The 26665-nt window shown below is 31.0% G+C and carries 19 protein-coding genes; 17 read left to right on the top strand and 2 right to left on the bottom strand.

Features of this window, described 5'->3' with window-relative positions:
* Positions 1-142 precede the first annotated feature (142 nt).
* The 6 genes from ACSYT2_RS13855 to ACSYT2_RS13830 all read left to right on the top strand — a co-directional run bounded on the left by ACSYT2_RS13855 (position 143) and on the right by ACSYT2_RS13830 (position 12831).
* On the top strand, positions 143-2605 hold the full coding sequence (locus ACSYT2_RS13855; protein WP_430856736.1) for a glycosyl hydrolase family 18 protein: 2463 nt from the start codon (positions 143-145) through the stop codon (positions 2603-2605).
* A 14-nt stretch (positions 2606-2619) separates the two neighbouring features.
* The gene (locus tag ACSYT2_RS13850) at positions 2620-5511 is read left to right on the top strand and encodes an immunoglobulin-like domain-containing protein (protein WP_438385039.1); all 2892 of its coding nucleotides are present in this window, start codon (positions 2620-2622) and stop codon (positions 5509-5511) included.
* 21 nt (positions 5512-5532) lie between these two features.
* Entirely contained in the window at positions 5533-7782 is a 2250-nt protein-coding gene (locus ACSYT2_RS13845; RefSeq protein ID WP_438385038.1) for a glycosyl hydrolase family 18 protein, read from the top strand.
* An 89-nt stretch (positions 7783-7871) separates the two neighbouring features.
* Complete coding sequence (locus ACSYT2_RS13840; RefSeq protein WP_430856733.1) at positions 7872-9941, top strand: glycosyl hydrolase family 18 protein; 2070 nt, start codon at positions 7872-7874, stop codon at positions 9939-9941.
* A 66-nt stretch (positions 9942-10007) separates the two neighbouring features.
* The gene (locus tag ACSYT2_RS13835; protein WP_430856732.1) at positions 10008-10409 is read left to right on the top strand and encodes a ribosomal maturation YjgA family protein; all 402 of its coding nucleotides are present in this window, start codon (positions 10008-10010) and stop codon (positions 10407-10409) included.
* Between the two features lie 112 nt (positions 10410-10521).
* Positions 10522-12831, top strand: a complete 2310-nt coding sequence (locus ACSYT2_RS13830; protein WP_430856731.1) for a putative bifunctional diguanylate cyclase/phosphodiesterase — start codon at positions 10522-10524, stop codon at positions 12829-12831.
* Between the two features lie 33 nt (positions 12832-12864).
* Here the strand turns inward: ACSYT2_RS13830 and asnB are convergent, their stop codons facing one another.
* Positions 12865-14703, bottom strand: coding sequence for an asparagine synthase (glutamine-hydrolyzing) (asnB, locus tag ACSYT2_RS13825; protein WP_438385037.1), 1839 nt, complete (start codon positions 14701-14703; stop codon positions 12865-12867).
* 183 nt (positions 14704-14886) lie between these two features.
* Between asnB and pepT the strand changes: the two genes are divergently transcribed.
* Positions 14887-16101: a peptidase T gene (gene pepT, locus ACSYT2_RS13820; protein ID WP_430856729.1), complete on the top strand. Its 1215-nt coding sequence runs from the start codon at positions 14887-14889 to the stop codon at positions 16099-16101.
* Positions 16102-16187: 86 nt separating this feature from the next.
* Positions 16188-16631, top strand: coding sequence for a peptide-methionine (R)-S-oxide reductase MsrB (msrB, locus tag ACSYT2_RS13815; protein ID WP_430856728.1), 444 nt, complete (start codon positions 16188-16190; stop codon positions 16629-16631).
* Positions 16632-16873: 242 nt separating this feature from the next.
* On the opposite strand, the gene ACSYT2_RS13810 is transcribed toward msrB, so the two are convergent.
* On the bottom strand, positions 16874-17521 hold the full coding sequence (locus ACSYT2_RS13810; protein WP_438385036.1) for a hypothetical protein: 648 nt from the start codon (positions 17519-17521) through the stop codon (positions 16874-16876).
* A gap of 144 nt (positions 17522-17665) precedes the next feature.
* Here ACSYT2_RS13810 and ACSYT2_RS13805 point away from each other — a divergent pair, with 144 nt between their 5' ends.
* The 9 genes from ACSYT2_RS13805 (at position 17666) to ACSYT2_RS13765 (ending at position 26663) form a co-directional block, all read left to right on the top strand.
* Complete coding sequence (locus ACSYT2_RS13805; protein ID WP_430856726.1) at positions 17666-18163, top strand: hypothetical protein; 498 nt, start codon at positions 17666-17668, stop codon at positions 18161-18163.
* A gap of 190 nt (positions 18164-18353) precedes the next feature.
* Complete coding sequence (locus ACSYT2_RS13800; protein ID WP_430856725.1) at positions 18354-19292, top strand: ABC transporter substrate-binding protein; 939 nt, start codon at positions 18354-18356, stop codon at positions 19290-19292.
* 81 nt (positions 19293-19373) lie between these two features.
* Positions 19374-20390 carry a FecCD family ABC transporter permease gene (locus ACSYT2_RS13795; protein WP_438385035.1) on the top strand — a complete coding sequence of 339 codons (1017 nt, stop codon included), beginning with the start codon at positions 19374-19376 and terminating at the stop codon, positions 20388-20390.
* Positions 20391-20393: 3 nt separating this feature from the next.
* Entirely contained in the window at positions 20394-21398 is a 1005-nt protein-coding gene (locus ACSYT2_RS13790) for a FecCD family ABC transporter permease (RefSeq protein WP_438385034.1), read from the top strand.
* Positions 21399-21412: 14 nt separating this feature from the next.
* Positions 21413-22195: an ABC transporter ATP-binding protein gene (locus ACSYT2_RS13785; protein WP_430856722.1), complete on the top strand. Its 783-nt coding sequence runs from the start codon at positions 21413-21415 to the stop codon at positions 22193-22195.
* 28 nt (positions 22196-22223) lie between these two features.
* Positions 22224-23561: an MATE family efflux transporter gene (locus ACSYT2_RS13780; protein ID WP_430856720.1), complete on the top strand. Its 1338-nt coding sequence runs from the start codon at positions 22224-22226 to the stop codon at positions 23559-23561.
* 100 nt (positions 23562-23661) lie between these two features.
* Entirely contained in the window at positions 23662-24213 is a 552-nt protein-coding gene (locus ACSYT2_RS13775) for a GNAT family N-acetyltransferase (RefSeq protein WP_430856718.1), read from the top strand.
* 155 nt (positions 24214-24368) lie between these two features.
* Positions 24369-25529 carry an AI-2E family transporter gene (locus tag ACSYT2_RS13770; protein ID WP_430856717.1) on the top strand — a complete coding sequence of 387 codons (1161 nt, stop codon included), beginning with the start codon at positions 24369-24371 and terminating at the stop codon, positions 25527-25529.
* 147 nt (positions 25530-25676) lie between these two features.
* On the top strand, positions 25677-26663 hold the full coding sequence (locus tag ACSYT2_RS13765) for an NTP transferase domain-containing protein (RefSeq protein ID WP_430856716.1): 987 nt from the start codon (positions 25677-25679) through the stop codon (positions 26661-26663).
* Positions 26664-26665 lie beyond the last annotated feature (2 nt).

The following is a 26665-nucleotide window of genomic DNA, read 5'->3' as shown; positions in this document are numbered from 1 at the left end:
AAAGTATCTCTTTAAATTTTGATATTGTTACTATAATTACAAAATTTGTATTTATTTGATATACCTTCAAGATTGTAATATTTATGTTAATATTATACAATAATATTGTATGTAGTAATCAAAAATATAGGGGGTATAAGGAGTGAAAGGTATAAGATTGAAAAAGGTCTTGGCTGGAGTTTTACTTTCAGTATTTGTGGTTTCCAATATGGGAATAGCAGCAAATGCAGTTACAGAAGGTAATGTCACAAAAGACACAAAGGCTAGCACCATAGGAAGTGGAGCTAAGCCAGCAAAAGGTGACCTAAAGAGGAAGGTAGTTGGTTATTTTCCATCTTGGGCATATAATAGCTCACAACAAGCATACTTTGACGCAGCTGACTTACAATGGGATGATTTAACTCATATTCAGTATTCATTTGGATCAATAGATGAGAATACACATAAGCTTAAATTTGATAAGAAAGCAGCAATAGAGGAAGATTTTAAGGATCATCCTTTAGAGCATAAAGGTAAGGAGGTAAAATTAGATCCATCATTGCCTTACAAAGGACATTTTAATGTATTACAAACAATGAAAAAACAATATCCAGATGTTAAATTAATGTTATCAATTGGTGGATGGGCTGAGTGTAGAGGTTTTTATCCAATGCTAGATACGGATGCTGGAATTAATACTTTTGCTGAATCCTGTGTTGAGTTCCTGAAACAATATAATTTCGATGGTATTGATATCGATTTCGAATATCCATCATCCACTCAAGGATCAGGAAATGTAGATTCAGATGGTGACTTATCAGAACCAAGAAGAGGAAAATTAAATGAAAGATATAATGTACTAATTAAAGTTTTAAGAGAAAAAATTGATGAAGCGGCTAAAAAAGATAGTAAAAAATATCTTTTGACTGCAGCGGTTACAGCTTCAGCATGGGTTCTTGGAGGAGTTCCAGACAATACTTATGCAAATTATTTAGATTTCTTAAGCGTTATGTCATATGACTTCCACGGAGGTTGGAATCAATATGTAGAACATCTTGCAAGCATATATCCAGATGCGGCAGATACAGAGACTATAGGACAAGCTATGCCATATTTAAATATGGATTGGGCTTATAGATTCTATAGGGGAGTATTACCAGCAGAAAAAATAATAATGGGAATACCTTATTATACAAGAGGTTGGGAGAATGTTCAGGGAGGGACAAATGGCCTTCATGGAACAGCCGGTTCAAAGGAGAATCCAACACCAGCTACTGGTGAGTATAATTACTGGGGAGATCCTAAATATGCAGATCAACCACAGGGAGATAAGGTTCCAGCAGGAGCAAATCCATTGTGGCATATATTAAATTTGATGGAAAAGAATCCTAATATTAAACTTAATTGGGATGATACAGCTAAGGTTCCTTATATATGGGATAGTCAAAAGAAGGTTTTCTTATCTTTCGAAAATGAAAGGTCAATAGATGAGAGAGTTAAGTATATAAAGGATAAAAATCTTGGTGGAGCATTAATTTGGGTTATGAACGGTGACTATGGATTAAATCCTAACTATAAGGCAGGTTCTACAAATCCAAATGAAGGTAAGTATAACTTTGGAAATACATTAACTAGTAGATTAAAGAAAGGATTAGATGGATTAGGAGATTGCAAGGTGACTGATGATATTGGATCAGGGGCTATTGAAGTAATTGATGTTGATGTACAAACAGATTCAAAATATGATCATCCTAATGGAGAAGTTAATTTTACTATAACAAATAATACAGGATTTGCTTTACCAAAGGAATGGACGCTTTCATTTGATATACCTAAATCAGCTATTTATACAGGGGCAGAAGGTGCTCAAGATGCTGGTACAGTAACAGAAGTAGGGGATTTTTATAGGGTAACTTTAAAAGCTTCATCTTGGCAGACAGTGGCAAATGGAGGTAAGGCAACAATAAAAGCTAAAACGAAGTTATGTATATCAGGTGTTAGAAATATTAGGGTTAATGGTAAGGTTCCTGCCAATATTCCAATTAATAATAACCATCTTCCAACACTAAAGGGGGTTACAGATAAGATAATAGCAAAGGGATCAAATTATAATTCATTAAGTGGAATTACTGCAACAGATATTGAAGATGGTGATTTAACATCAAAGATTTATGTGAATAATTTAGTAGATACAAATAAAGAAGGATGGTACAAATTAACCTATACAGTATCAGATAATGATGGAATAGAGGTTAGTAGAACAGCAAATATTTATATAATTCCAAGTGAGCATTCAAGTGCAGTTGTTTGGGATGCTGGCGGAACTTATGCAAAGGATTCTAAAGTAATCTATGATGGAAAAATATATCAATATACTGGATGGTATAATCCACCAGGAACTATTCCATCAGCTGCAACTAACTGGAATAAGTTGTTTGATTTACCTAGTATAGTTATACCTAATCCTAACCCAAAGCCAGATGATATCATAACAATGGCAAAGGTTGCTGATAGATACAATGAATTAAAGGGTAGTTCAAGATATGAGTTAAAGTATGATTTTAATAATGATAATATTATTGATATTTATGACATTGTAAAGGTAGCTAGAGAATTAAAAAATTAATTGGGGGCCTTAATATGAAAAGGGAATTTTTTAAGAAAATAGTTGCAACCTTTTTGTCGCTAGCTATTATTGCACCTTCAGTAAAAACGGTTGCTATAGCATCACAAGATAAGGGTTCTTATGGAGCAGGTATAGGAATAGAATGGCCAAATCAAGTTAATGCACCTTATGCTGATATGGGAGGATGGGTTACAGAACCAGGATTCTATGTGGGAAGTGGTGGACCATTAAATTTAAAGAGGATTGCTGAAGATACAGGGGTTAAATTTTTCAATGTAGCATTTATTCAAGCTTGTGGTCAAGGATCTAATGGTAAGCTTGGATGGGGATGGGCAAGTTATCCTCAGTTAAGTGAAGGTAGTAATGATCAACAATATAATAATATAAAGAAGTCTTTTAAAGATTTAAGAGATATTGGTGGAGATGTGGCAATATCTTTTGGTGGAGCAAATGGAACAGCATTTTGGCAAGCTACTCAAGATGTAAATACTTTATACAACACATATTTAGATATAGTTAATGGATATGGATTAACAAGAATGGATTTAGATGTTGAGGGTGGTGGAATGTCTAAAAGTCAGAATGAAGCAAATGCGAAAGCAGTAAAAATGCTTCAAGATACAACTGGTGTTAAGGTATCTTTAACATTACCAGTTTTACCTGATGGATTAGATGCAAATGGTTTAAATGTTTTACAGGCTTATCTAGAAAATGGGGTAAAACTAGTAAATATAAATATAATGGCAATGTGCTATGGATCAGGGGTATTAAGACCAGGAGAAAATTATGGTACAGGATCTGTTAGAGCAATGGAAAGTTTACAAACACAAATAAAAGACTACTATAATAAATTTGCAAAAACTAATCTATCTGATTCTCAGGCATGGGCTTTAGTTGGAACTACAATATCAGCTGGATATGAAGGAGCTTCACATCCAGTGTTTAGACCAGATTGGTCACAATTAGTAGTTAATAAAGCAAAGGAAAAGAATATAGGTATGGTTTCAATGTGGTCTATGAACAGGGATGCTAAGGTTGATGGAAATACGGGTATAACTACTAGATATGAGCATACAAATGTTTTTAAAACCTTTGGTTCAACAACCGGTGGAGGTACTAATCCAACAGAGAACACAGCACCTGTATTAAATGGTGTAAGTAATTTAACTATAAAAAAAGGACAGGTATTTAATCCGCTATCGGGAGTAACGGCAACAGATAAAGAAGATGGGGATTTAACAAGCAAAATAAAGGTGCAAGGAACAGTTGATACAAGTAAGGTTGGAAGCTATTCATTAACTTATACAGTTACAGATAGCAAGGGATTAACAACAACTAAAGTATCAGTAGTCAATGTTGTGGATAACATCGCAAATGTGAATTTTGGTGTTGGAAATGGAGTACAATGGCCTAGTCAAACATACTCGCCATATGTAGATTTAGGTGGGTATACAGAGAAGCCTGGGTATTTCTTTGGCTATGATGATGGTGGAGCTCCTAACTTAAGAAGACTTGCAGAGGATACAGGAGTTAAGTTCTATAATGCTGGATTTATACAATCAACAGGAAAATTGGAAAATGGAAAACTTTCTTGGGGATGGGCAGCATTATCAGTATTAACTGAGGGAAGTAATCATGAACAATATATAGGTATAAAAAAATCAATAACAGAATTGAGAAGTATTGGTGGGGATATTGCTGTTTCCTTTGGGGGAGCAACTAATACTGCATTTTGGCAAGCAACTCAGGATGTAAATACATTAGCTAATACCTATAAAGAAATTATTAATGGTTATGGATTAACTAGAATAGACTTAGATGTTGAGGGTGACGCTCAGAATAAGGCGCAGAATATTGCTAATGCAAAAGCAATAAAGAAGGTTCAAGATGAAACAGGAGTAGAGGTAACATTAACATTGCCAGTTAATCCAGAGGGGTTAGTACCAGAAGGATTAGGAGTGTTAGAGGCATATCTATCAAATGGAGTAAATTTAAAGGTTATAAATATAATGGCTATGTGCTATGGAAATAAATCATTAAATTATGGTACTACTGCTGTACAGTCTATGGATAACCTAAAGAATCAAATGAAAGACTACTATAAAAAGTATGCAAATATAACATTAAGTGACCAACAAGCTTATGCTAAGATTGGAGTAACAGTATCCGTAGGATATGAAGGGGCTTCTGATCCTATATTTACACCTGAATGGTCAAAGATAGTGTTAGAGGCAGCTAAAAAGAATAAAGTAGGAATGACTTCAATTTGGTCAATAAATAGGGATGCACAATTAGAAAGTAACAATGGAATTAAGGCACAATATGAGCATACTAATTATTTAAAGACTTTTATTAGTAGTTCAAATGAAAATTCAGCGCCAGAAATAAACGGTGTAAGTAGTAAAAAGATAGAAAAGGGAAAAGTATTTAATCCATTAGAGGGAGTAACAGCAACAGATTATGAAGATGGAGATTTAACAAAAAATATAATAGTTGATGGAGCTGTTGATACAAATAAAGTTGGAACTTACACATTATCTTATAAAGTTACAGATAGCAAAGGCCTTACAACTACTGTAAAAGCAATAATAGAAGTTGTTGAAAAAATCATTGTAACTTATCCTGAATACGATCCAAATCATCAATATGAGGGTGGTGAATTAGTAAGTTATAACGGTTTTGTTTGGAAGTGCTTATGGTGGATTAAAGGTCAAGTTCCAGGAAGTGTTCAATGGGGAGCTTGGGAAAAGGTGGGCCCAGTAGAAGAGGAGATTATAACTTTGGCAATGATTGCTGAAAGATATAATACTATAAAAGGACAACAGGGATGGAACGATAAATATGATTTAAACAAAGATGAAATTGTAGATATTTATGATATTGTTATAATTTCAAAAAAATTATAAAAATAAGAAGGGGGATTTTATATGATATTTAGAAAATTATTTTCTAAAAAAACAAAGTCAATAGTGGCCTGTGCCACTATGGCAACTTTATTGATGACTAGTGCTAGTTCAGTTGGTGCATCAAGTGTGCAGTCAGAGAATGATAGTTCAAGAGCAGTAGTAGCAAAAACTAATTATCGTAATGTAATGTACTATGGTGACTGGTCAATATGGGCAGGAGAAGAAAAATTCTTCCCATCTGATATTCCAGTTGAAAATTTAACTCACTTAAACTTGGCATTTATGGATTTTGACAAGGCGGGTAATTTAATATTTTGTGACAAGGAAGCAAATATAGGTCATCCATTGGGACATGAAGGTGAAATCGTCTATGGTGATGTTAATGGTGGTATAGTAAATGAATTACAAGTATTAAGGCAAAAAAATCCAAATTTAAAAATAGGTACATCTTTAGGTGGATGGTCAAAATCTTCTAATTTTACTCATGTTGCAAGAGATCCTCAAGTTAGAGCAAAGTTTGTACAAAATGTAATGGACTTTGTTAAATATTCAAACTTTGATTTTGTAGATCTTGATTGGGAGTATCCAGCTCAAAAAAGAGAAAAAGATCTTGTTGATAATAAAAATGATACAGGTACACCAGATTCTATTCCACAAGACAAAGAAAATTATATTAAGTTATTAGAAGATTTAAGAGCTGCTTTAGATAAGCAAGGAGTAGAACTTGGAAAAACTTATGAGCTCTCAGCAGCATTACCAATGGCTCATGAAAAAGTAAGTACTGGTATTGATGTTAAAAGAATGTTTGAATTATTAGACTTCGGTAATATTATGACTTATGATGCAGCTGGTGCATGGGACAATGTAAGTGGTCACCAAGCAGCCTTATATGATAATCCAAATAGTCCATATGCTAAAAAGGGATTCTCTGTTGATTCTAGTATAAAAAATTATCTTGCTTTAGGAGCACCTTCAGAAAAATTAGTAATTGGAGCTGCATACTACACAAGAGGTTGGGAAAAAGTTTCAAATAATGTGCCAAATCCAAGTCTTCCAGGATTATATGGAGAAGCTACTCAAGTAAGAAAAGATGCAGATCTTGCATTATCTTATGGGGCTAGTAATGCAGCACCTATAGTATCAGGAGATGGTGGACGCAATGGTGGTGTATGGGGATGGAGACTTCAAGATAAATTAAAAGCGGCGTATCCAGGATTAAAAGAATACTGGGATGATACTGCGAAAGCACCATACATGTATAGTGAAAGCTCAGGAGCATTTTTCACTTATGATAACGTTAGATCCATTCAAGAAAAGGTAAAATATGTGAAGGATAATAATTTAGGAGGTATGATTGCCTGGATGGCATCTCAAGATAAGCCAACATCATCTTCAAAAAGAGATGAGTTAACTAATGCGACAAAAAATGCATTATTTGGCACTGGTAAATTGCCGACTTATGAGATTGCTTCACCAGCAAATTATGCTAAAGTTGATGTTTCAGTATCTAAACCAGCTTGGGGCTCAGGCGGAGAGTTAACTGTTGTATTAAAGAATACAGCTACACTAAAGGGAACTGGTGGTATTGGAGTTTCATTAACAGAAGAGGCAGCTAAGACAATCAAGGCACCGACATTATATATTAAGACTAATGGCGTTAAGATAACAGGAGGGGAATATCCGACTCCAAAGCCAATTGAGCAGGATGGTTATACAGTTCTTAAATTAGATTCATATGATTCTAAATTAATTAAGCCAGGAGCATCTATTACTTTAAAGTTAACTACTGATAAGGTAATGGAGAGTTTAAATGATCTTATAAGTATTGAAATGACACAAAGAATGTATGCAAGTGCACCAGAATTCAGTAAGGCAACTTTATATGGACCAGTTGTAAATTCAAAGCCAGTAATTAATGCAAGTAATAAAACCATAGATTTTGGAAGTACTTTCAATCCAATGGATGGCGTTACGGCAAGTGATAAAGAGGATGGAAACCTAACTAATAAAGTTAGCTATAAGGGAACAGTTAATACAAATATAGCTGGTGATTATAATGTAACTTATAGTGTTACAGATAGTAAGGGAGAAACAACAACTAAGACAATTATAATAACTGTTTTACCTAAGAAAGATATTATAACTATTGCACAAGTAGCAGGGAAGTATAATTCAGTAAATGGTGATTCAAGATATGAAGTTAAATATGATTTAAATAAAGATAATATAATTGATATTTATGACATAGTAACTGTATCTAAGGGATTATAATAAATAGACTTATAAAGAGATGACTTAAGCTGACTGTCACTGTTTTTGACAGTCAGCAAATTTTTTAGTATTAGGGGGAAGGTGAATTAATGAAAAAAGTAATTTCTCTTTTAACAAGTATAGTAATTGGTGCATCAGTTATACTAGGTGGTATTGCCTCTTATAAAGTAGATGCAGCCACTTCAACAACTGATGCAAAACAAGGGAAAAAGGTAATTGTGTATTTCCCTAATTGGGGCATATACAATGAGAATCATCAAAGGATGGAAGTAGGACAACTACCATGGGATAGATTAAGTGTAATAAATCATGCATTTTTTACTGTAAATAAGAATTTTAAATTAGAATCAACAGATCCAGATGCGGACTTTACAAAGCCTATGGAACATTTTGATGGCTGGGATGATACAAATGGTTTCTTTGACGAATATAGATATTATAAAAAATTATATCCAGATGTAAAGTTAATAATATCTGTAGGAGGTTGGACTAGGGGGGAAAACTTTAGTGCAATGGCAAAGACAAAAGAAACAAGAAAGATATTTATTGATAGCTGTATTGAATTTTTAAAAAAATATCCATTTGTAGATGGTATTGATATTGACTGGGAGTACCCAGGTATAGATAGAGAAAGAGATCCAAATGACCAATGGGATAGAGGCTGTCCAGGAGATCCAGTTAATGATGGACCAAATTTCACTTCATTATTAAAGGAAATAAGAGAAGCCTATAATACAAATGGCTTAGAAGAAAAGATGTTAACAATTGCAAATTCAGCAAGTCCTGAGAAATTAAAGTTACAACAACCTAAAGATTATATAAAGTACTTGGATTATATAAATGTAATGACTTATGATATCCATGGTGCATTTGAAAGAACAACAAATCATCATGCAGCATTATATGATAATCCAAATGATCCATCATCACCTGAAATTAGAATTAGTACTGATTCAGCTATGAAGATGTATAGGGATGAATATGGAATACCATCAGAAAAATTAAATGTGGGATCGCCTTTTTATTCTAGAGGATGGGGAGGAGTAGATGATACTACTGGAAAGGATGGATTATTTGCAAAGGCAACTGGATATGTTAGAGGAAGTTGGGATGATTTAATTACTCAAACACCAGGTGGCCAATATCCATGGTTCCAATTGAAGAAAATGGAAAATTCCGCTGGCTGGGTTAAGTATTGGGATGATTATGCTAAGGTTCCATACTTATATAATAAATCTTCAAAACAAATGCTTACCTATGAAGATGAAAGGTCATTAATAGAGAGATGTAAATATGTTAATGATAATAATTATGGTGGGGTAATAGTATGGGAGATTACAGGAGACGATAGAGCAGCAGATTTCCCAATGACATCAATAATATATAATGAAATAGGACCAAAGTATCCAGCTGATGAAGCACTTAAGCCAGTGTTAAAGCCTGATAAGGCAGTAACTGCTGATAGTTTCAAGTTGAATATTGAGGTGCCAAAGCAATCAAGAGCTGTATCAGCAAAAATTTATGAGAACGGTAAATTAATTGATACTTTATCGGTTAATCCTACAGCAACTACAAAAACTAATTTATCAAAGACCATTAGTAAAACCTATGCTGAGTATAAGCCAAGTACTACTTATGAATATAGAGTAGATTTAGTTTCTGCAGCTAATAAGGCAACATCAGCAAAAACTTCAGTTACATTTACAGTTCCGGTAGTAAGTGCACCAGCAGTTCCAGATATTAGCACAAATGTATGGAGTGGAGCAACTACTTATCCTATTACAATGAACTTATGGGGAGAAAATGCTACTGAATGGAGATTATACGAAGATGGTATATTAATTTATACTAAAGAGTTAAAATATAATAATCAAACAATGCAAACAGATTCTGTGACACTGAAGGATAGGTTAAATGGAGAATATACCTACTATGCTGAAGCTGTTAATCCTAAGGGAGTTACAAGAAGTAAAGATTTTAAGGTTACAGTGACTCAAGCATCATCTAATAAGGTGCCAGTAGATATTATAACTTTAGCAAAGGTAGCAGAAAAATATAACACTATAAAAGCTGATTCTAATTGGAATGATAGATGTGACTTAAATAAAGATGGTACAGTGGATATATATGATATAGTTATGGTATCTAAAGGAATATAATAAAGGAAATAACCGTACATTTCATGTACGGTTATTTTAATAAAAATTATTTAAGGAGGAGATAAAATGAAAAGAAAAAGGGTTTTATATATTTGCTTAATAATAATAGTTATGGGACTTGGAATCTTATCAAGAAAATATGGGGATTACATGCCAGCATTCCTTAAAGAATATTCAGGAGACACTTTATGGGCGTTAATGGTTTATTTGGGTTTTGGCTTTCTATTAAATAAGGCATCTATACAGAAGGTAAGTATAATATCAATAGTTTTTTCTTGGGGAATAGAATTTTCTCAATTATATCAAGGAGGCTGGATAAATCAAATAAGAGATACTACTATAGGTGGGTTAGTATTAGGACATGGTTTTTTATTTAGTGATTTGATTTGCTATGCAGTAGGAATAATTATAGGGATATTAATTGAGAGTATAGTATATGGATGGAGAAAAGAAATTAAATATAAATAGATATACATAAAACAATAGAATATATTTACTATTATAGTAATAAATATTATAATTTAAATATATGATAGATTAAAATTGGGAGAAAATAAGTATTGCATATGGGGGAATAAATATGAAACTTATGAGGAAAATAGCTTTAGTATTTATTACTGTAACAGCTATAAGTTCAATCGTATATTATACAATAGGGAGAAGCATAATTAATTTAGCAAGTGAAGGAGAATTGGATAGAGGACCTGGTAGAACTAATTCTATAATTGGAAAGCTTGAAGGGGAAGTTAATAAAGTTACATCCCAAGCAAGAGAGTTTGGAGAATACTTTCTAATAACAAAAAAATTAAATGAGAAATATGGTGAGGCCGAGAGAAAGTCAATAATAAATGTGGAAAAAAATATAGAGAAGTCACCAATAACAAATATGATAATTGTGGATAAAAATTTTGAATTAGATAGACTTGTTAAGATAAATAACATAGATTTGGAAAGTGATGATATAAGTAATGTTTTGTTGCAATCAAAAAATATAATGGAAGATAAAGAAAATAAAACAAAAGGTTTTTTTGGTGGCATGATATCTACTGAAAATCTTGTGTATATGGTAGGGGTTAAGAGAATAGGTGATATAGATAGCGTAAATCCACTATATACAGTAGTTATTTCGCCAGTAACTGATGAGTATATGAAGAATTTGGGCAAAAGCTCTCAAAGAAATGTGTCTATAATAAAGAATGATGAAAATTCTGAGGAAAATAGTAAAATAGAAAAGGTTAACTTGTATGGTGGAGAGTTTTATATCATTAGAAATAAGGATTCTATAGATGTATATACTCAACTAAATATTATAGGGGATGGACCAGGATATTCATTAAAATTAAAGGATGATACACAAGTAAGATCTACGGCAACTAATAGTATAAATCTACTCATTGTTATTATTGTAGGATTAACAGCATTTGCAAACATAATAGTTTATCAGTTTGTAAAGAAAAAGGTAGTAAAAAGGGTCATAGATATTAATACTGTTGTAAATGATGTTACAAATGGATCAGATTTAAATGTTGAGTTAGATGATGATAAAACAGGCGATGAAATATCAGTTTTAACATCAGATTTAAATAATATGTTTGGGAGACTTAAAAATTATTCTGACAATCTGGAATATATAGGGAGTCACGATTTATTAACAGGTTTAATTAATAGGCATAAAATAATAGAATATATATCAGAATTAAAAGAAAAGAGAGAGGAATTCTCAGTTTGCTTTATTGATTTAGATAATTTTAAAGGTATTAATGATACCTTAGGACATAATATTGGAGACCAATTACTTTGTACTGTATCTGAACGTTTAAATGAATATAATAATGAAAATATAAGAGTAAGTAGATTTGGTGGAGATGAATTTATCCTTGTTAGAAGGGGCAGTAATAATATTGAAGAGGTTAGGAATTTTGCAGAGGAAATATTAAAATCGGTAAATAAAAGTCTTGAGCTAAATAGTTATTCCTATGATATAAAGGCTAGTATGGGGATAAGTTTATATCCTCAACATTCGGAAGAACAGGTTAGTTTACTACAATATTCAGACATAGCTATGTATAATAGTAAACGTAATGGCGGTAACTCATATGCTATATTTAATGAGGATATGCTAGAGCCATTAGAGCTAGAAGCTAAATTAAGAAATGCAATAGAAAATAAAGAATTAGAGGTGTACTATCAACCTATTTATGGAATAAAAGAAGAAACCATAATAGGTGCAGAAGCCTTAATAAGGTGGAATACTGATGAAGGAATGGTTCTTCCAGATAAATTTATACCTTTAGCAAAGAAGACTGGTGATATAGTTGATATTGACATGTTTGTTTTTAAGGAAGCTATTAATACCTGTAAAGAGTGGATTGATAGGGGTAAAACAGATTTCTATATATCTATTAATGCATCAAAAAGATTTTTAAAGCAGAAAGGTTTTATATCTATTTTACAAAATGAATTAAAAGAAAAGTCAGTACCAAGTTCATCTATAAAATTAGAAATAACAGAGGATGAAATTATAGATGATTTTGAATTTACTACAAAACTGTTAAATAATATTAGGGAAATAGGGGTAGAAGTTTATTTAGATGATTTCGGAACAGGATATTCATCTTTTAATCATATAAAAGTTTTACCTGTTGATTTAATAAAAATTGATAGAAGTTTCCTAATAGATATTAAAGAGAATAAGAAATCAAGAGCTATAGTAGAGACAGTAATTAATTTATGTCATAGCTTAGAGCTTGGTATAGTTTGTGAAGGTGTAGAGAATTTTGAACAGGTTGAGATACTTAAGGAATTAAAGTGTGATAAAATACAAGGATTTTATTTAAGTAGACCGTTACCTAAAGAAGGGTTTACTAGGTTTGTAACAGAATATAATTAAAAAATAAAAGGCAGCTTATTAGCTGCCTTTTATTTATTTTAATATAATATTATAGTCTTCAAGCCAAGTATTCATTTGTATTAAATAAGCAATTAGCTGAGGTCCTGTCATAAGTTGACCATACCAAGGAGAAGTATAAGACATCCCTTTAGTAGTAACTATTTCTCTTACATTACTTTTATCAATTAAATTTAAAATAGGTGAATTATTATTATTTAGAATATCATTCATTATTGAACATACAATTTCGGTATATATTGGGTTGTGAGTTTTAGGATAAGGACTCTTTTTTCTGTAGATAATATCTTCTGGTAGAATACCTTCCAAGGATTTTCTGAGTAACCCCTTTTCTCGACCACCTAACAGCTTAATATTAGTAGGAATGTTAAAGGCATATTCAACAAGCCTGTAGTCTGCAAAGGGAACTCTTACTTCTAAACTATTAGCCATGCTCATCCTATCTTTACGATTAAGAAGAGTAACCATAAACCATTTTAAATTTAAAAAAAACAATTCTCTCATTCTATATTCTTCAGGTGACTCATTAGGTAAATGAGGTACTTGATTAAGGGTAGAATTATATTGATCTTGTGAGAAAGCTTCAATATCTAGAGATCTTAAGTCTTTATTCAAAATAGCCTTCCTATCTTGTATAAATCTGGACCATGGGAATGTGGTTGAGTTTATCATATCCTTATTTGTAAACCATGGATATCCGCCGAAAAGTTCATCAGCACACTCACCAGATAAAGCAATAACAAAATCATTTTTTACTTCATTACAGAATAAATATAAAGATGAATCAACATCAGCCATACCAGGAAGATCTTTTGCGTGAACCGCATCTTTTAAGGCGTAGGCTAAGTCACTATGATTTAAAGTAACGGTTTTATGATTAGAATTTAAGAATTTTGACATCTCTAAAGCCCAATATTGGTCAGAAGTAGGCTGAAATAAGGATGATTTAAAATATTTATCATTATCTTCGTAGTCTATTGAGTAAGTTGTTAAAATCTTATTCTTTTTCTTGTATTCATCAGCTGCAATAGCAGATATAGCAGAGGAATCTAATCCGCCAGAAAGGAAAGTGCATAGTGGAACATCGCCAACTAATTGTCTTCTTATTGAATCTAATAATAATTCGCGGGTATGCTCTACTATAGATTCTTTACTTTCTATATTTTCTATAGCTTTTAATTGCCAATATTCTCTAATATTAATGTTATCTGGGGTAATTATTGCAAAATTAGCAGGAGGTATTTCTTTTATATCTTTATAAACTGAACTACCAGGTGATATTGCTGGACCAAGAGCAAACAGCTCTGTAAGGCCTTCTGAATCAACAATAGGCTCAACAGAAGGATGAGCTAATAAAGTTTTTATTTCAGATCCAAATATAAATGAACCATTTTTAATTGAGTAGAACAATGGTTTAACACCCATAGGATCACGAGCCACTAGAACCTTCTTTTCTTTTTTATCATATATTGCAAAGGCAAAAATACCATTTAGTTTAGAAATACAATTAATTCCCCAACATATATAAGATGTAATTAGAACTTCCGTATCAGAATAGGAGTTAAAGCTAAATCCTTCAACTTGTAGTTCTTTACGAAGGTCTTCAGTGTTATATAGTTCACCATTATAGATTAGTGTATATTCTTTACTTTCCAAAGTTTTTGTCATAGGCTGTTTTCCACCTTCAGGATCAACTACAATCAAACGTCTATGACCTAAAAGTACATTAGTAGAAGTATAGTATCCCTCTGAATCAGGTCCTCTTTTCTTTAAAGTAGTAACCATATCCTCAAGAATATTTTTATCATTTCTTAGATTACTGTGAAAGTTAATAATACCAGCAATTCCACACATAAATATTACCTCTTTTCTTATTCATAAATTTCTTAATAATATGCTATAAAATATGATTTTTCTTTAAAATAGTTACTAAATAAGAGGGGATAGAGGCATAATAAATATAGTTTTTAATAGTATTGAAGGAATGGTGGAAAAAATTTATAATGATTATATAGTAATAATAGGAGGAATTTAACAATGAGGAGAGAACTTTTAGAAAGATTTTTAAGATACGTGAAAATAAATACTAAGTCAAATGAGGAGAGTACTACATGTCCTAGTACATCATGCCAGTTTGATTTAGCTAAGGTATTAAAGGAAGAATGTGAGGCAATGGGCTTATCTGATATTTTACTTGACGATAATGGATATCTTAGGGCAACTTTACCTAGTAATATTGATGAAGAAGTACCTGTTATAGGATTTATATCTCATATGGATACTTCGCCAGATTTTAAGGGAGATGGAGTAAAACCACAAGTAGTTGAATATAATGGTGGGGATATAGAATTAAATAAAGAGTTGAATGTTTATTTAAGGGAATCGGAGCATTCAGTGTTAAAAGATTTAGTTGGAGAAACATTAATAACTACAGATGGGACAACATTACTTGGAGCAGATGATAAAGCTGGACTTGCTGAAATAATGACGGCTATAAGTTATTTGGTGAAAAATCCAAGTATCCCTCATGGAACTATAAAGATTGGATTTACTCCTGATGAGGAAATAGGAAGAGGAGCAGACCTTTTTGATGTAAAAGGATTTGGAGCAGATTTTGCTTACACAATAGATGGCGGTGCAGTAGGGGAATTGGAATGTGAAAACTTTAATGCATCATCAGCAGTAGTAACTATAAAGGGAGTTAACATACATCCGGGATATGCAAAAGATAAGATGAAAAATAGTATTATAAGAGCATATGAATTCCAAAATGGATTACCAATAGGGGAAACACCACAAAATACAAGTGGATATGAAGGTTTCTATCACTTAAATGACATAAGAGGATCAGTAGAAGAAACTAAACTTTACTATATTTTAAGAGATTTTGATGTTCATGGATTAGAAAAGCGTAAAGAGAAGTTAAATGAATTAGCAGCAGAATTAAATCAGAAGTATGGTGAAGGAACAGTTACATTAGAAATAAAAGATCAATATAGAAATATGAAGGAGATAGTTGATCAATATCCAGAGATAATGGAGAGAGCTGAAAAAGCTATGAAAGAATTAGGTATAGAACCAAAGCTAGTTCCAATTAGAGGTGGAACAGATGGATCAAGGCTTTCATTTATGGGATTACCTTGTCCAAATATTTTTACAGGAGCATACAACTTCCATGGTAGATATGAATTTGCAGTAGTTTCTTATATGGAATTAGCTTGTAAGACTATTATTGAAATTGCAAAAAAATAAATTTATTTTGGGATGTCTTTTAATTAAGGAGGCATCCCTTAAAGTTATAATATATACTAGATATTTAGACTTAAGGAGGAAAAGTTATGGAATATAAGAAAAAGACTAAAGAAGAATTAAAGAAGATATTAACTGATGAACAATACAGAGTGACACAAGAAAATGGAACAGAAAGACCTTATTTGAATGAATATGATAGAAATTTCGAAGATGGAATCTATGTAGATATTACAACAGGTGAACCACTATTTATCTCTACAGATAAGTTTAATTCAGGTTGTGGTTGGCCTGCATTTAGTAAGCCTATTGATAGAAAAGTAATAAATGAAAAAGTTGATAAAAGCCATGGAATGGTTAGAACAGAAGTAAGAAGTAAAACTGGAGATGCACATTTAGGCCACGTATTTTGTGATGGTCCAGAAGAACTTGGAGGACTTAGATACTGTATAAATTCTGCATCACTTAGATTTATTCCTAAGTCAAAAATGAAAGAAGAAGGATATGAAGAGTATCTAGCAAGGTTCTTATAAATTTTTCCAATGACGAAATACCTATGGATATGTTACATAACCATAGGTTATTTTCTTAGTTGGTATGAGAAGAGATTTAATATTAGGATACCGTGCAATTTAAGTGTATATAAAATAAGAACAAGGACTCTCATATTTCTTGCAAGGCTACCTCTCGAAGAACTAGTAGACCTGAAAAGACATATGAGAGTCCTTGTTCTAGATTACATAAAATTTATAGTTTAGTATGCCCTTGAAAAATTTTAAATTTCTTTGTTTTCTAAATTACTTCTTCTGTTATCAAGTGGATTAAGGTTAATATGATGAACTGTTTCACTATCACCGGGTTCCATAATAACTCTATCTAAATGAATTCTACCTTCTGGGGTATTAGCAATAACTGAAGTACCACTATGATTCTTATAGATAACCCAACTATATTTTTCTATAATTACTTTATCAAGATCCTCTGCAGATATTAAAGCTCTGCTTTGTTCATTACCGAATTTGTCTTTTAGAATTATAGCAATTGTATCTTCGTCAATAGTTTCATATTCATTTATAGCATTTCTTTCAATAATTTTTAAGTTTGATTTTCTATTATCTAAAGTATCACCATTAATATGCTTAATAGGAGCTTTTGAATTTGTATTTAAAACAGCAGCATGAAGACTTTCCTTAAGAGGTTTGCCCTTCTTATTCTTCTTAGTTGAACTTATGTTTTGAATTATGTAATTATTAAAGTCTTTATTCCACTCGGCAAACCAAGTTCCCATAGCCTTTACTTTATCTAAATCTTCTAAATCTATTTTAGTTATAACCTCAGCACCATTTTTCTTTAGTACTGTTATTAAAGCTGTGTCATTTTTTATATCATATTTATTACCTATATTATTATAGCTAGTTTTCATTGTAAGCACCTCGTTTATTATTAATCGTATCTTTAAGTATAGCAAAGGAATATGGAAATAGATATGAAATAGGAAAAAAAATTTGGGATATTAATAAGCTTATGATATATTAGTATAAGTATTTAAATGAAAGTAGGGTTATAAATGAATGGCGAAAGAAAGTTTATATATGAAATAAAAGATCAATCAGTAGATGATACAGAAAGATTTATTATAGAGGGAGATATTAATCCAGATGAAATAAATGAATTAATATTTTATCTACAGTATGAATTTCATAAGGAGTTAGAAGAGGCAACATTAATACCTTTTGATATAGAAAATATATTGACTAAATATTATGGATTTAACCAAGTATATGATTTAGGTGATTCTAAAATAGATTTAACTATAGATTTAATAGATAATGTAAATGAATATCTTAACGAAGATAGTATTAAAAGAGTGGTATCTAAGAAGGAGTTATTTTATAGAGAGGGTATTAAGGAAGAATTTAAAGACTTAGTTATGGAGATTGTTTTCTCTAATCCAGGTGTATTTAATAAAAAGTTTTTAGATCTACAAATAATAAAAGATAATCAAGTTTACTTCCCAGTTCCAAGGAGAATTATTGAGGAAGTACAAATAGCTTCAAAAGAATAGAAAAAGAAAGTCATGGTTATATGACTTTCTTTTTTAATACCCATAAATTGGAGTGGAATAACAGAAAAATTAATGAGAATTATTATTGACGATGGAGGAAATACTATTGTATAATAGCAAAGTAAAAAATGATAATGGTTATCAATTAGGTAAAATCATGTAATAAATCAAGTTGTTAGGAGGAAGTTAAATGAAGAAGTTAAAGTCATTAGTGCTAGTTTCATTATTAGTTATAACAATAGGAACATTAGTAGCTTGTGGTAGCAATAATTCATCAGATAATAATAAAGCAGAAACAAGAGTAGTTAGTACATTAAAAGGGGATGTGGAAATACCATCGAATCCACAAAGAATTGTTGATATATCAGGAAGTAGTGAGGAATTAATAATTGCAGGATACACACCAGTAGGAACTGCAAATATAGATTCATATGAAACAGATAAGGTACCATCATATATTAAAGATAAATTAGGAAGTGCCAAAATAGTTGGACATTCAATGATGGAGACTATGGATATTGAGGCAATACTTTCTTGTAATCCAGATTTGATCATTATGAGTCAAAGACAAGAAAAGATTTATGATCAGTTAAAAGAAATAGCACCAGTAGTAATGATGAGAGATTACGCTAATGACTGGAGAGACAAATTAGTAGATGTATCAAAAATATTTGATAAAGAAGATGTAGCAAATAAGTGGTTAGCTGATTATGATGAGAAGGCTGAGAGATTAGGTAAAGAAATTATAGAAAAGAATGGAGAAAAAACTTATTTACCAGTGTTATCAACTACAGGATCATTCATGGTATTTACTGATGCAGGAATAGGAACAGTAGTTAACGATGATATGAAATTAGCAAGACCAACAAATATGCCAGTTCAAGAAGGTATAACATTACCAACTGTTACAATGGAAGGTTTAACTGATATAGATGCAGATAACATAATTGTTATTGCTACTGAATCAGATAAGAAAGATTTAGAAGCTAGTACAGTATGGCCAGAAATCAGAGCTGTTAAGGAAGGAAATGCAATAGTACTTGATGCAATTCCATACTTTACACAAGTATATAATCCAATTGGAAAAGAGCTGCTGCTAGAATCAATAAAAGATCAATTAATAAAGTAAATTAAAAGGTGGCAGTAGCCGCCTTTTTTATTCTATAGGAATTGTAAGTGAATTTTGTAACGTTGATTAGGAGGGATGGAAATGGGGATTAACTCAAAAAGAAAAATCAATACATATTCATTAATAATATGTGGAATTATTCTTTTAGTAATAGGGATAGGGATTTCGATTTCATTAGGAGCCAAGGATATAAGTTTAGGGACTATAGTTAATAGTTTATTTTCTAATGAAAATGATGTGAATATAAAGATAATTAGGGATGTTAGAATACCAAGAGCAATAGCAGCTGCATTAGTTGGTGGATTCCTAGCAGTAGCTGGGGCAATAATGCAGGGTATAACAAGGAATCCAATAGCAGAACCATCAGTAATGGGTATTACTCAAGGAGCAACTTTTACTATTGCTTTAGCATTTGTATTACAAAAAGTTATGCCAACCCTTGCTATAGGTAGCTTTAGCCTTATGATATTTGCCTTTTTAGGTGCAAGTATAAGTGGACTTTTAGTATATTTCGTAAGTTCAAGATCAGCGAGAAAGGTTGATCCTGTGAAACTTGCCCTTGCAGGAACAGCAATGGGAACTCTACTAATTTCATTAGCTCTTGGAATAGCAATGTACTTTAACTTATCACAGCAATTAAGCTTTTGGATATCTGGTGGACTAGTTAGTGCAAAGTGGGAAGGAGTTCAATTATTATTGTTAGTTGGAGGAATAGGAACTATTTTAGCTATGATAATGGCACCAAAGATAACAATATTAAGTCTAGGGGAAGAAGTTGCAATAGGATTAGGACAAAAAACAAATAGAGTAAGATTTGTATCTATTCTTATTGTAATATTGTTAACAGGTGCATCGGTATCTGTAGCAGGAAATATTGTATTTGTAGGGCTTATAGTTCCTCAAATAGCAAAGAAAATTGTAGGTGCAGATTATAAATATATAATACCAAGTTCACTAGTTTTAGGAGGAGTTCTGTTAGTTTATGGTGATATTATAGCTAGGATGATAAATCCTCCATATGAAACTCCAATTGGTTCATTAACAGCTTTACTTGGGGTCCCAGTATTTATATATCTTGTGAGGAAGGGGGAAAGATAATTAATGAAAAATAGAAAATTTATATACACAGTAGGAATATTAGTAGCATTAATTTTTATTACATTCTTAGTTAGCTTGAACCTAGGATCATTTTCAATAGGGCCTTTAGATGTAATAAAAACATTAATTGGTCAAGGAACAAGAAGTCAAGAATTAGTTATTTTTGATTTAAGGTTACCAAGAATAGTTATTGCTTTATTAATAGGTACTGCCTTAGCAACAGCAGGTACATTGCTTCAAGGTGTAACTAAGAATGATTTAGCAGACTCAGGAATATTAGGAATTAATTCTGGAGCAGCCTTATTTGTAGTTGTATATATTTACTTAATGAATGGAAATGTTTATGAAGGAATAAGTAATTTAACTATATATACAATGCCTATAGTAGCATTAGCTGGTGCATTATTTGGTGGATTTTTAATTTACATATTAGCTTGGAAGAATGGTATAAGTTCTTCAAGATTAATTTTAATAGGAATAGGGATAAATGTTGCATTTACTTCAATACTTACAATATTCCAATTGAGATTTACAACTCAAGAATTTAATAGGGTTATGGCTTGGACACAAGGAAGTATATGGGGGGCAAATTGGAAGTATGTACTTGCAATAGCACCATTTATAGTAGGGTTTATGGCTTTAACTATATATAAATCTAGATATATTGATACATTAAACTTAGGAGATGAAGTAGCAACAGGATTAGGGATAAATGTTGAAAAGGAAAGAAGAAAATTAATTATTTATGCAGTGATTTTAGCAGGGGTTGCTACTTCAGTAGCTGGAAGTATATCATTCTTAGGATTAGTAGCTCCTCATATAGCTAGAAAGTTAGTAGGACCAAAACATAAAAAATTAATTCCTATCGCTGCATTAATAGGGACGTTAATTTTATTAGTAGGAGATACAATCTCTAGAAACTTATTAGCACCAATAGAAATACCAGTTGGAATAGTTGTAGCAATAATTGGTGTTCCATACTTTATATATTTAATGTTATCAGAATAATGGAGGAAGAATAAATGAATTGCATAAGTACTAAGGATTTAAATATATCCTATGGAAATTTAGATATAGTAAAAGATCTTAATCTAGAAATACCAAAGGGAAAGATAACAACGATTATTGGAGCTAATGGTTGTGGTAAATCTACAATCTTAAAAACTATAGCAAGAATTCTTAAGCCTAAAAGTGGAGAGATATTTATAAATGGTAAGGAGCTAAATAGCCAAAGTTCTAAGGATTTAGCTAAGGTTATGGCAGTATTACCTCAAAGTCCTCAAGCACCTAGTGGTTTAACTGTAGGAGAGCTAATATCTTATGGGAGATTTCCACATCAAAATGGATTCGGAAAATTAAAAAAAGAAGATAATGACATAATTAATTGGGCTTTAGAGAAGACAGGAATATTAGAATTCAAGGATAGACCAATTGAAGCATTATCAGGAGGTCAAAGGCAAAGAGCTTGGATTGCTATGTCTTTAGCTCAAGAGACAGATATTCTTTTATTAGATGAGCCTACAACTTATTTAGATTTAGCCCATCAATTGGAAGTGTTAAATTTACTCGAAGAGCTTAATAAAAAAGAAGGAAGAACTATAGTAATGGTAATCCATGAGCTTAACAATGCAGCAAGATTTGCAGACCATATGATTGGAGTTAAAAAGGGCAGAATAGTTTGTCAAGGAACTGCTCATGAAGTTATGACAAAGGAAAATCTTAGAGAAATATTCAATATAGATGCGGAAATCATTGATGATCCTAGAAATGGAAAGCCTGTATGCATAACTTATGATATGATCTAGGAAATTACAATAAAATGAGGTACAAAAGATGAATGAAACAGAAAGATTAGGAGAAGAGAAAATCAGTAAATTAATTGTTAAGTATTCAATACCAGCAATACTTAGTATGTTAATAACCTCTCTTTATAATATAGCGGATAGAGCTTTTATAGGTTCAATACCAGAGGTAGGACCACTAGCCATAGCTGGATTAGGTATAACAATGCCTATATTTACATTAATAGTAGCATTTGGAGTACTAACAGCTATGGGAGCTACAACAAATATATCTATAAAACTTGGAGAAGGAAAAAGAGATGAAGCTGAGAAGTACTTAGGAAATGCTTTTATGTTGGCAGTAATTATATCAGCAGTAGTAACTGTTGTAGGATTAGCATTTATTAATCCAATATTAAGAGTATTTGGTGCAAGCTCAGAGACGCTTATTTATGCAAAAGAATATATAAGTGTAATATTTGTAGGATCAGTTTTTGCTATTGCTGGATTTACTTTAAACAATTCAATAAGAGCAGATGGAAATCCTAAGATGGCAGCAAGGACCATGATAGCAGGGTGTATTATAAATTTAATACTTGATCCATTATTTATATTTGTATTTGGAATGGGAATAAGAGGGGCAGCTATTGCCACAGTATTAACTCAAGGAATTACTTTTATTTGGATTATATATTACTTTACTAAAGGAAAATCTAATCTTAAAATAAAGGGAGAGTATTTAAGATTAGATTTTAAATATGTAAAAACAATAGTAGTTATTGGTTTAGCACCATTTGCTATGGAGCTTTCAGCAAGTTTAGTCCATGTTATTTTAAATAATTCACTAAAAGTCTATGGTGGAGATTTAGCTATAGGTGCAATGACTGCAGTAACTTCAATTGCTTTAATATTTATGATGCCTATATTTGGACTAACACAAGGAGTTCAGACTATTATTGGGTATAATTATGGAGCTAAAAAATATAATCGTTCGAAAGAGGCGTTAAAGCTATCGATGTTTATAGGAACAATTATAGTTACAATTGGATTTGTATTGGTTCAGATGTTCCCAGAAGTATTCATAGGAATATTTAATAGAGATCCAGAACTTATGAGAATAGCGGTAGGCGGCATCAGAATATATTTATTAACATTACCATTAATAGCAGTTGCAATTGTTGGACCAGTATACTTCCAAGCTATAGGTAAAGCTAAATATTCAATGTTTTTAAGTTTACTGAGACAGTTTATATTATTAATACCAATTATAATAATTTTACCTAAATTTATAGGATTACCTGGGGTTTGGGTAGCACAACCAATATCAGATATTATTTCTGCAATTGTTATTGGAGTATTTTTATTTAGAGAATTTAAGAGAGAAAAGTAATAGAAAGAGATGTGAAAGCATCTCTCTTTTTATGATAAATTTTTCTTTGAAGACTTTTATGGTACTATTGTATATATATTATTAGAATAGAGGAGTACTTATGGAAAAGGTTATAGAATTAAAGAGAAAAGATGGACAAAAGATAAAGGCAAAATTAATACTACTAGATGATAACTATATGGACAAAATCATGGAGTTACAAGAGGTTATTTATTTGGGACTAGATGATAAACAGTTATATTCACCATCAACAAAGGAAGAGTTTTCAGAATTTATATCTGAAAAGGGAAGAATAGTTGGTTGTGTAACAGAAGATAATGAATTAGTAGCTATGGGTGTATATTGTAAACTAGGCTATGAGGAAAGTAACTATGGATATGATATAGAACTTCATGGAGAAGAACTTTTAAAGGTTGGACAAATTGAATCAACACTAGTAAAAGCAGAATATAGAGGTAATAGGCTTCAAAAGAAAATATGCGAAGTATTAGAGGCGATAGGTAAAGCAAACAATACACCAATAATGTGTGCAACTGCATCACCATATAATGATTATAGTGTAAATACTTTTAAAAACTTAGGCTACAAAATAGCTAAGGATAAGATAAAATATGGTGGTTTAAGAAGATATGTACTTGTAAAAGAATTATAAAAAAGGATTTAAATCAACTTATTTTGCTATATAAAACTTGATATTAGATATGTTATAATTAAAGTTATATTTTAATAGAGATAGGGAGTTTACTACTTGTCTACTTATTCTACAAGTAAGGTATAATATTTAGTATAGAAAAAGGAGTTAGATTGATGAATCAAATGAAAGATCCAAGATTTAAGTCAAATATTTTATTGGCTACTTATGTTGTTGTACTAGCATTTTTATTTATTAATATAAAATCAGTTGGTGGATTTTTAGGTACAACATTACGTATGTTAAAGCCATTTTTAATTGCGATATGTGTTGCTTTCGTACTTAATATACCGATGAAATTTTATGAAAACAAATTACTAATACCAGCATTTAAGAATGTAAAAGGAAAGAAATTAGATAAAGTAGCTAGACCATTAGCATTATTCTTAACTATATTAACAATAGTAGCATTATTTATTGGGCTTATTATTTTCATAATACCTCAATTAGTTGAAAGTGGAGCAACATTAGTGAAAAACATACCAGATTATATTCAGTCACTAGAGAATATAATGGCGGAGTATATGGGTTCTACTGATGTATTAAATGAAATATGGGATGAAATATTGTCAATGGGTGAAAATTTAATTAAAGTTGTTGGACAAGTAACTGGTAGTTTAGTATCACAAGTATTAAATATTACTATGGGTGTTACATCAACTATAATTAACTTTTTCATGGGAATACTAATTGCTATTTATATTCTTTTAAGTAAGGAGAAACTTTCTTTACAAGCAAAGAAAATGTTATATGCATTTATTGATTTAAAAAAGGCAGATAAAATCATGGCAGTTACTAAAATATCTCATTTTAAGTTCTCTAAATTTATTACAGGTCAATGCATTGAGGCTGTAATACTAGGCACTTTATGTTTTGTAGGTATGAGTATATTTAGAATGCCTTATGCCTTATTAATAAGTACAATTATAGGGGTTACAGCCTTACTACCTATTTTTGGAGCATTAATAGGAACTATACCAGCATCATTTATAATATTTATGGTTGATCCAATGACTGCAGTATGGTTTATAGTTCTAATAGTAGTAATTCAGCAAATAGAAGGAAATCTAATTTACCCATTAGTAGTAGGGAATTCAATTGGATTATCGGCATTGTGGGTATTATTTGCTATAACTGTTGGAGGTAGTAGCTTTGGAATATTAGGAATATTAATAGGAATCCCTTTATTTGGTGTAATATATACTGTATTTTCATCATTTATTAATAGGAGACTTAATGAGAAAAATATAAAGGTAGATGAAATTTTGAAAAAATAAAATATATCTAAGCTCCATTAGGAAATATAATTATATTTCCTAATGGAGCTTGTTTTTTTTGTAATGATTATGAAAAACTTGAAAAAAGATGTAGATTAATATATAATATAAGAATATTGTTCAAAAATTGTACAAAGGTGAAAGGTAATGATTAAAAGTTATATAGAAGTTTTAAAAATTATAAATGATAATGAAAATATTACTCAGAGGAAAATTGCTAGTGACATAAATATTTCATTAGGAAAAGTAAATACTATCATAAATAAGATGATAGATGAGAAGCACATATATACTGTAAAAAAAAATAATAGGGATGTTAGATATGAATTAACAACCAATGGTGTTGAAATATTAGAAAAAGCACTAGAAAAGATTAAGAGCACAAAACTTGAGATAAATAAAAATCACTTTAATAAAGTTAAGCAAGCTGTGATATTAGCAGCTGGATCTACATTGGATTTTAATCATCCAGTGGGGTTCCTTGATGTTAATGGAGAAAAGGTAATAGATAGAATAGTTAAATTACTAGAGGATAATGGAATTGAAAAAATAATAATAGTTACAGGGTATAAAAGTAAATTTTATGATGAATATGTAAAGACTAAAAAAAACATTTTTTGTGTATATAATAATAAGTATAATTCAGTTGGAAATATGAAATCATTAGCTTTAGCTCAAAAGTATATTAATGATGATTTTATTCTTATAGAACATGATCTTGTATTTGAAAATATTGCAGTTAAGAAAGTACTGGAGAATAGTAATAGGGATTGCATATTGTTATCGGATATAAGTGGCTCAGGTGACGAAGCATATGTAGAGATCAAAGATGGATATTTATTCAAGATGTCAAAAGATATTCATCAATTCAATAGAATAGATGGAGAAATGATTGGTATAAGTAAGATATCATATAGACTATTCTGCAAAATGTTAAGTGATTTTAAGAGAAATGAAAATCAACTTATGAGTTATGAGTATATGATATTAGATATTTCAAGAAATTATAATATTGGATATGAGAAAATAACACCATTAATTTGGGGAGAGATAGATAATATAAATCAATATAAGAACATATTAAATAATATTGTTCCTATGATAAATAAAAAGGAAGCTATTGATAAGAAATAAGG

Origin of the sequence: Clostridium zhoujianii (assembly GCF_051590805.1) — a bacterium.
GTDB lineage: Bacteria > Bacillota > Clostridia > Clostridiales > Clostridiaceae > Clostridium.
The sequence above is the reverse complement of the archived record's forward strand: the minus strand, read 5'-3'. Positions and strand labels throughout refer to the sequence as shown.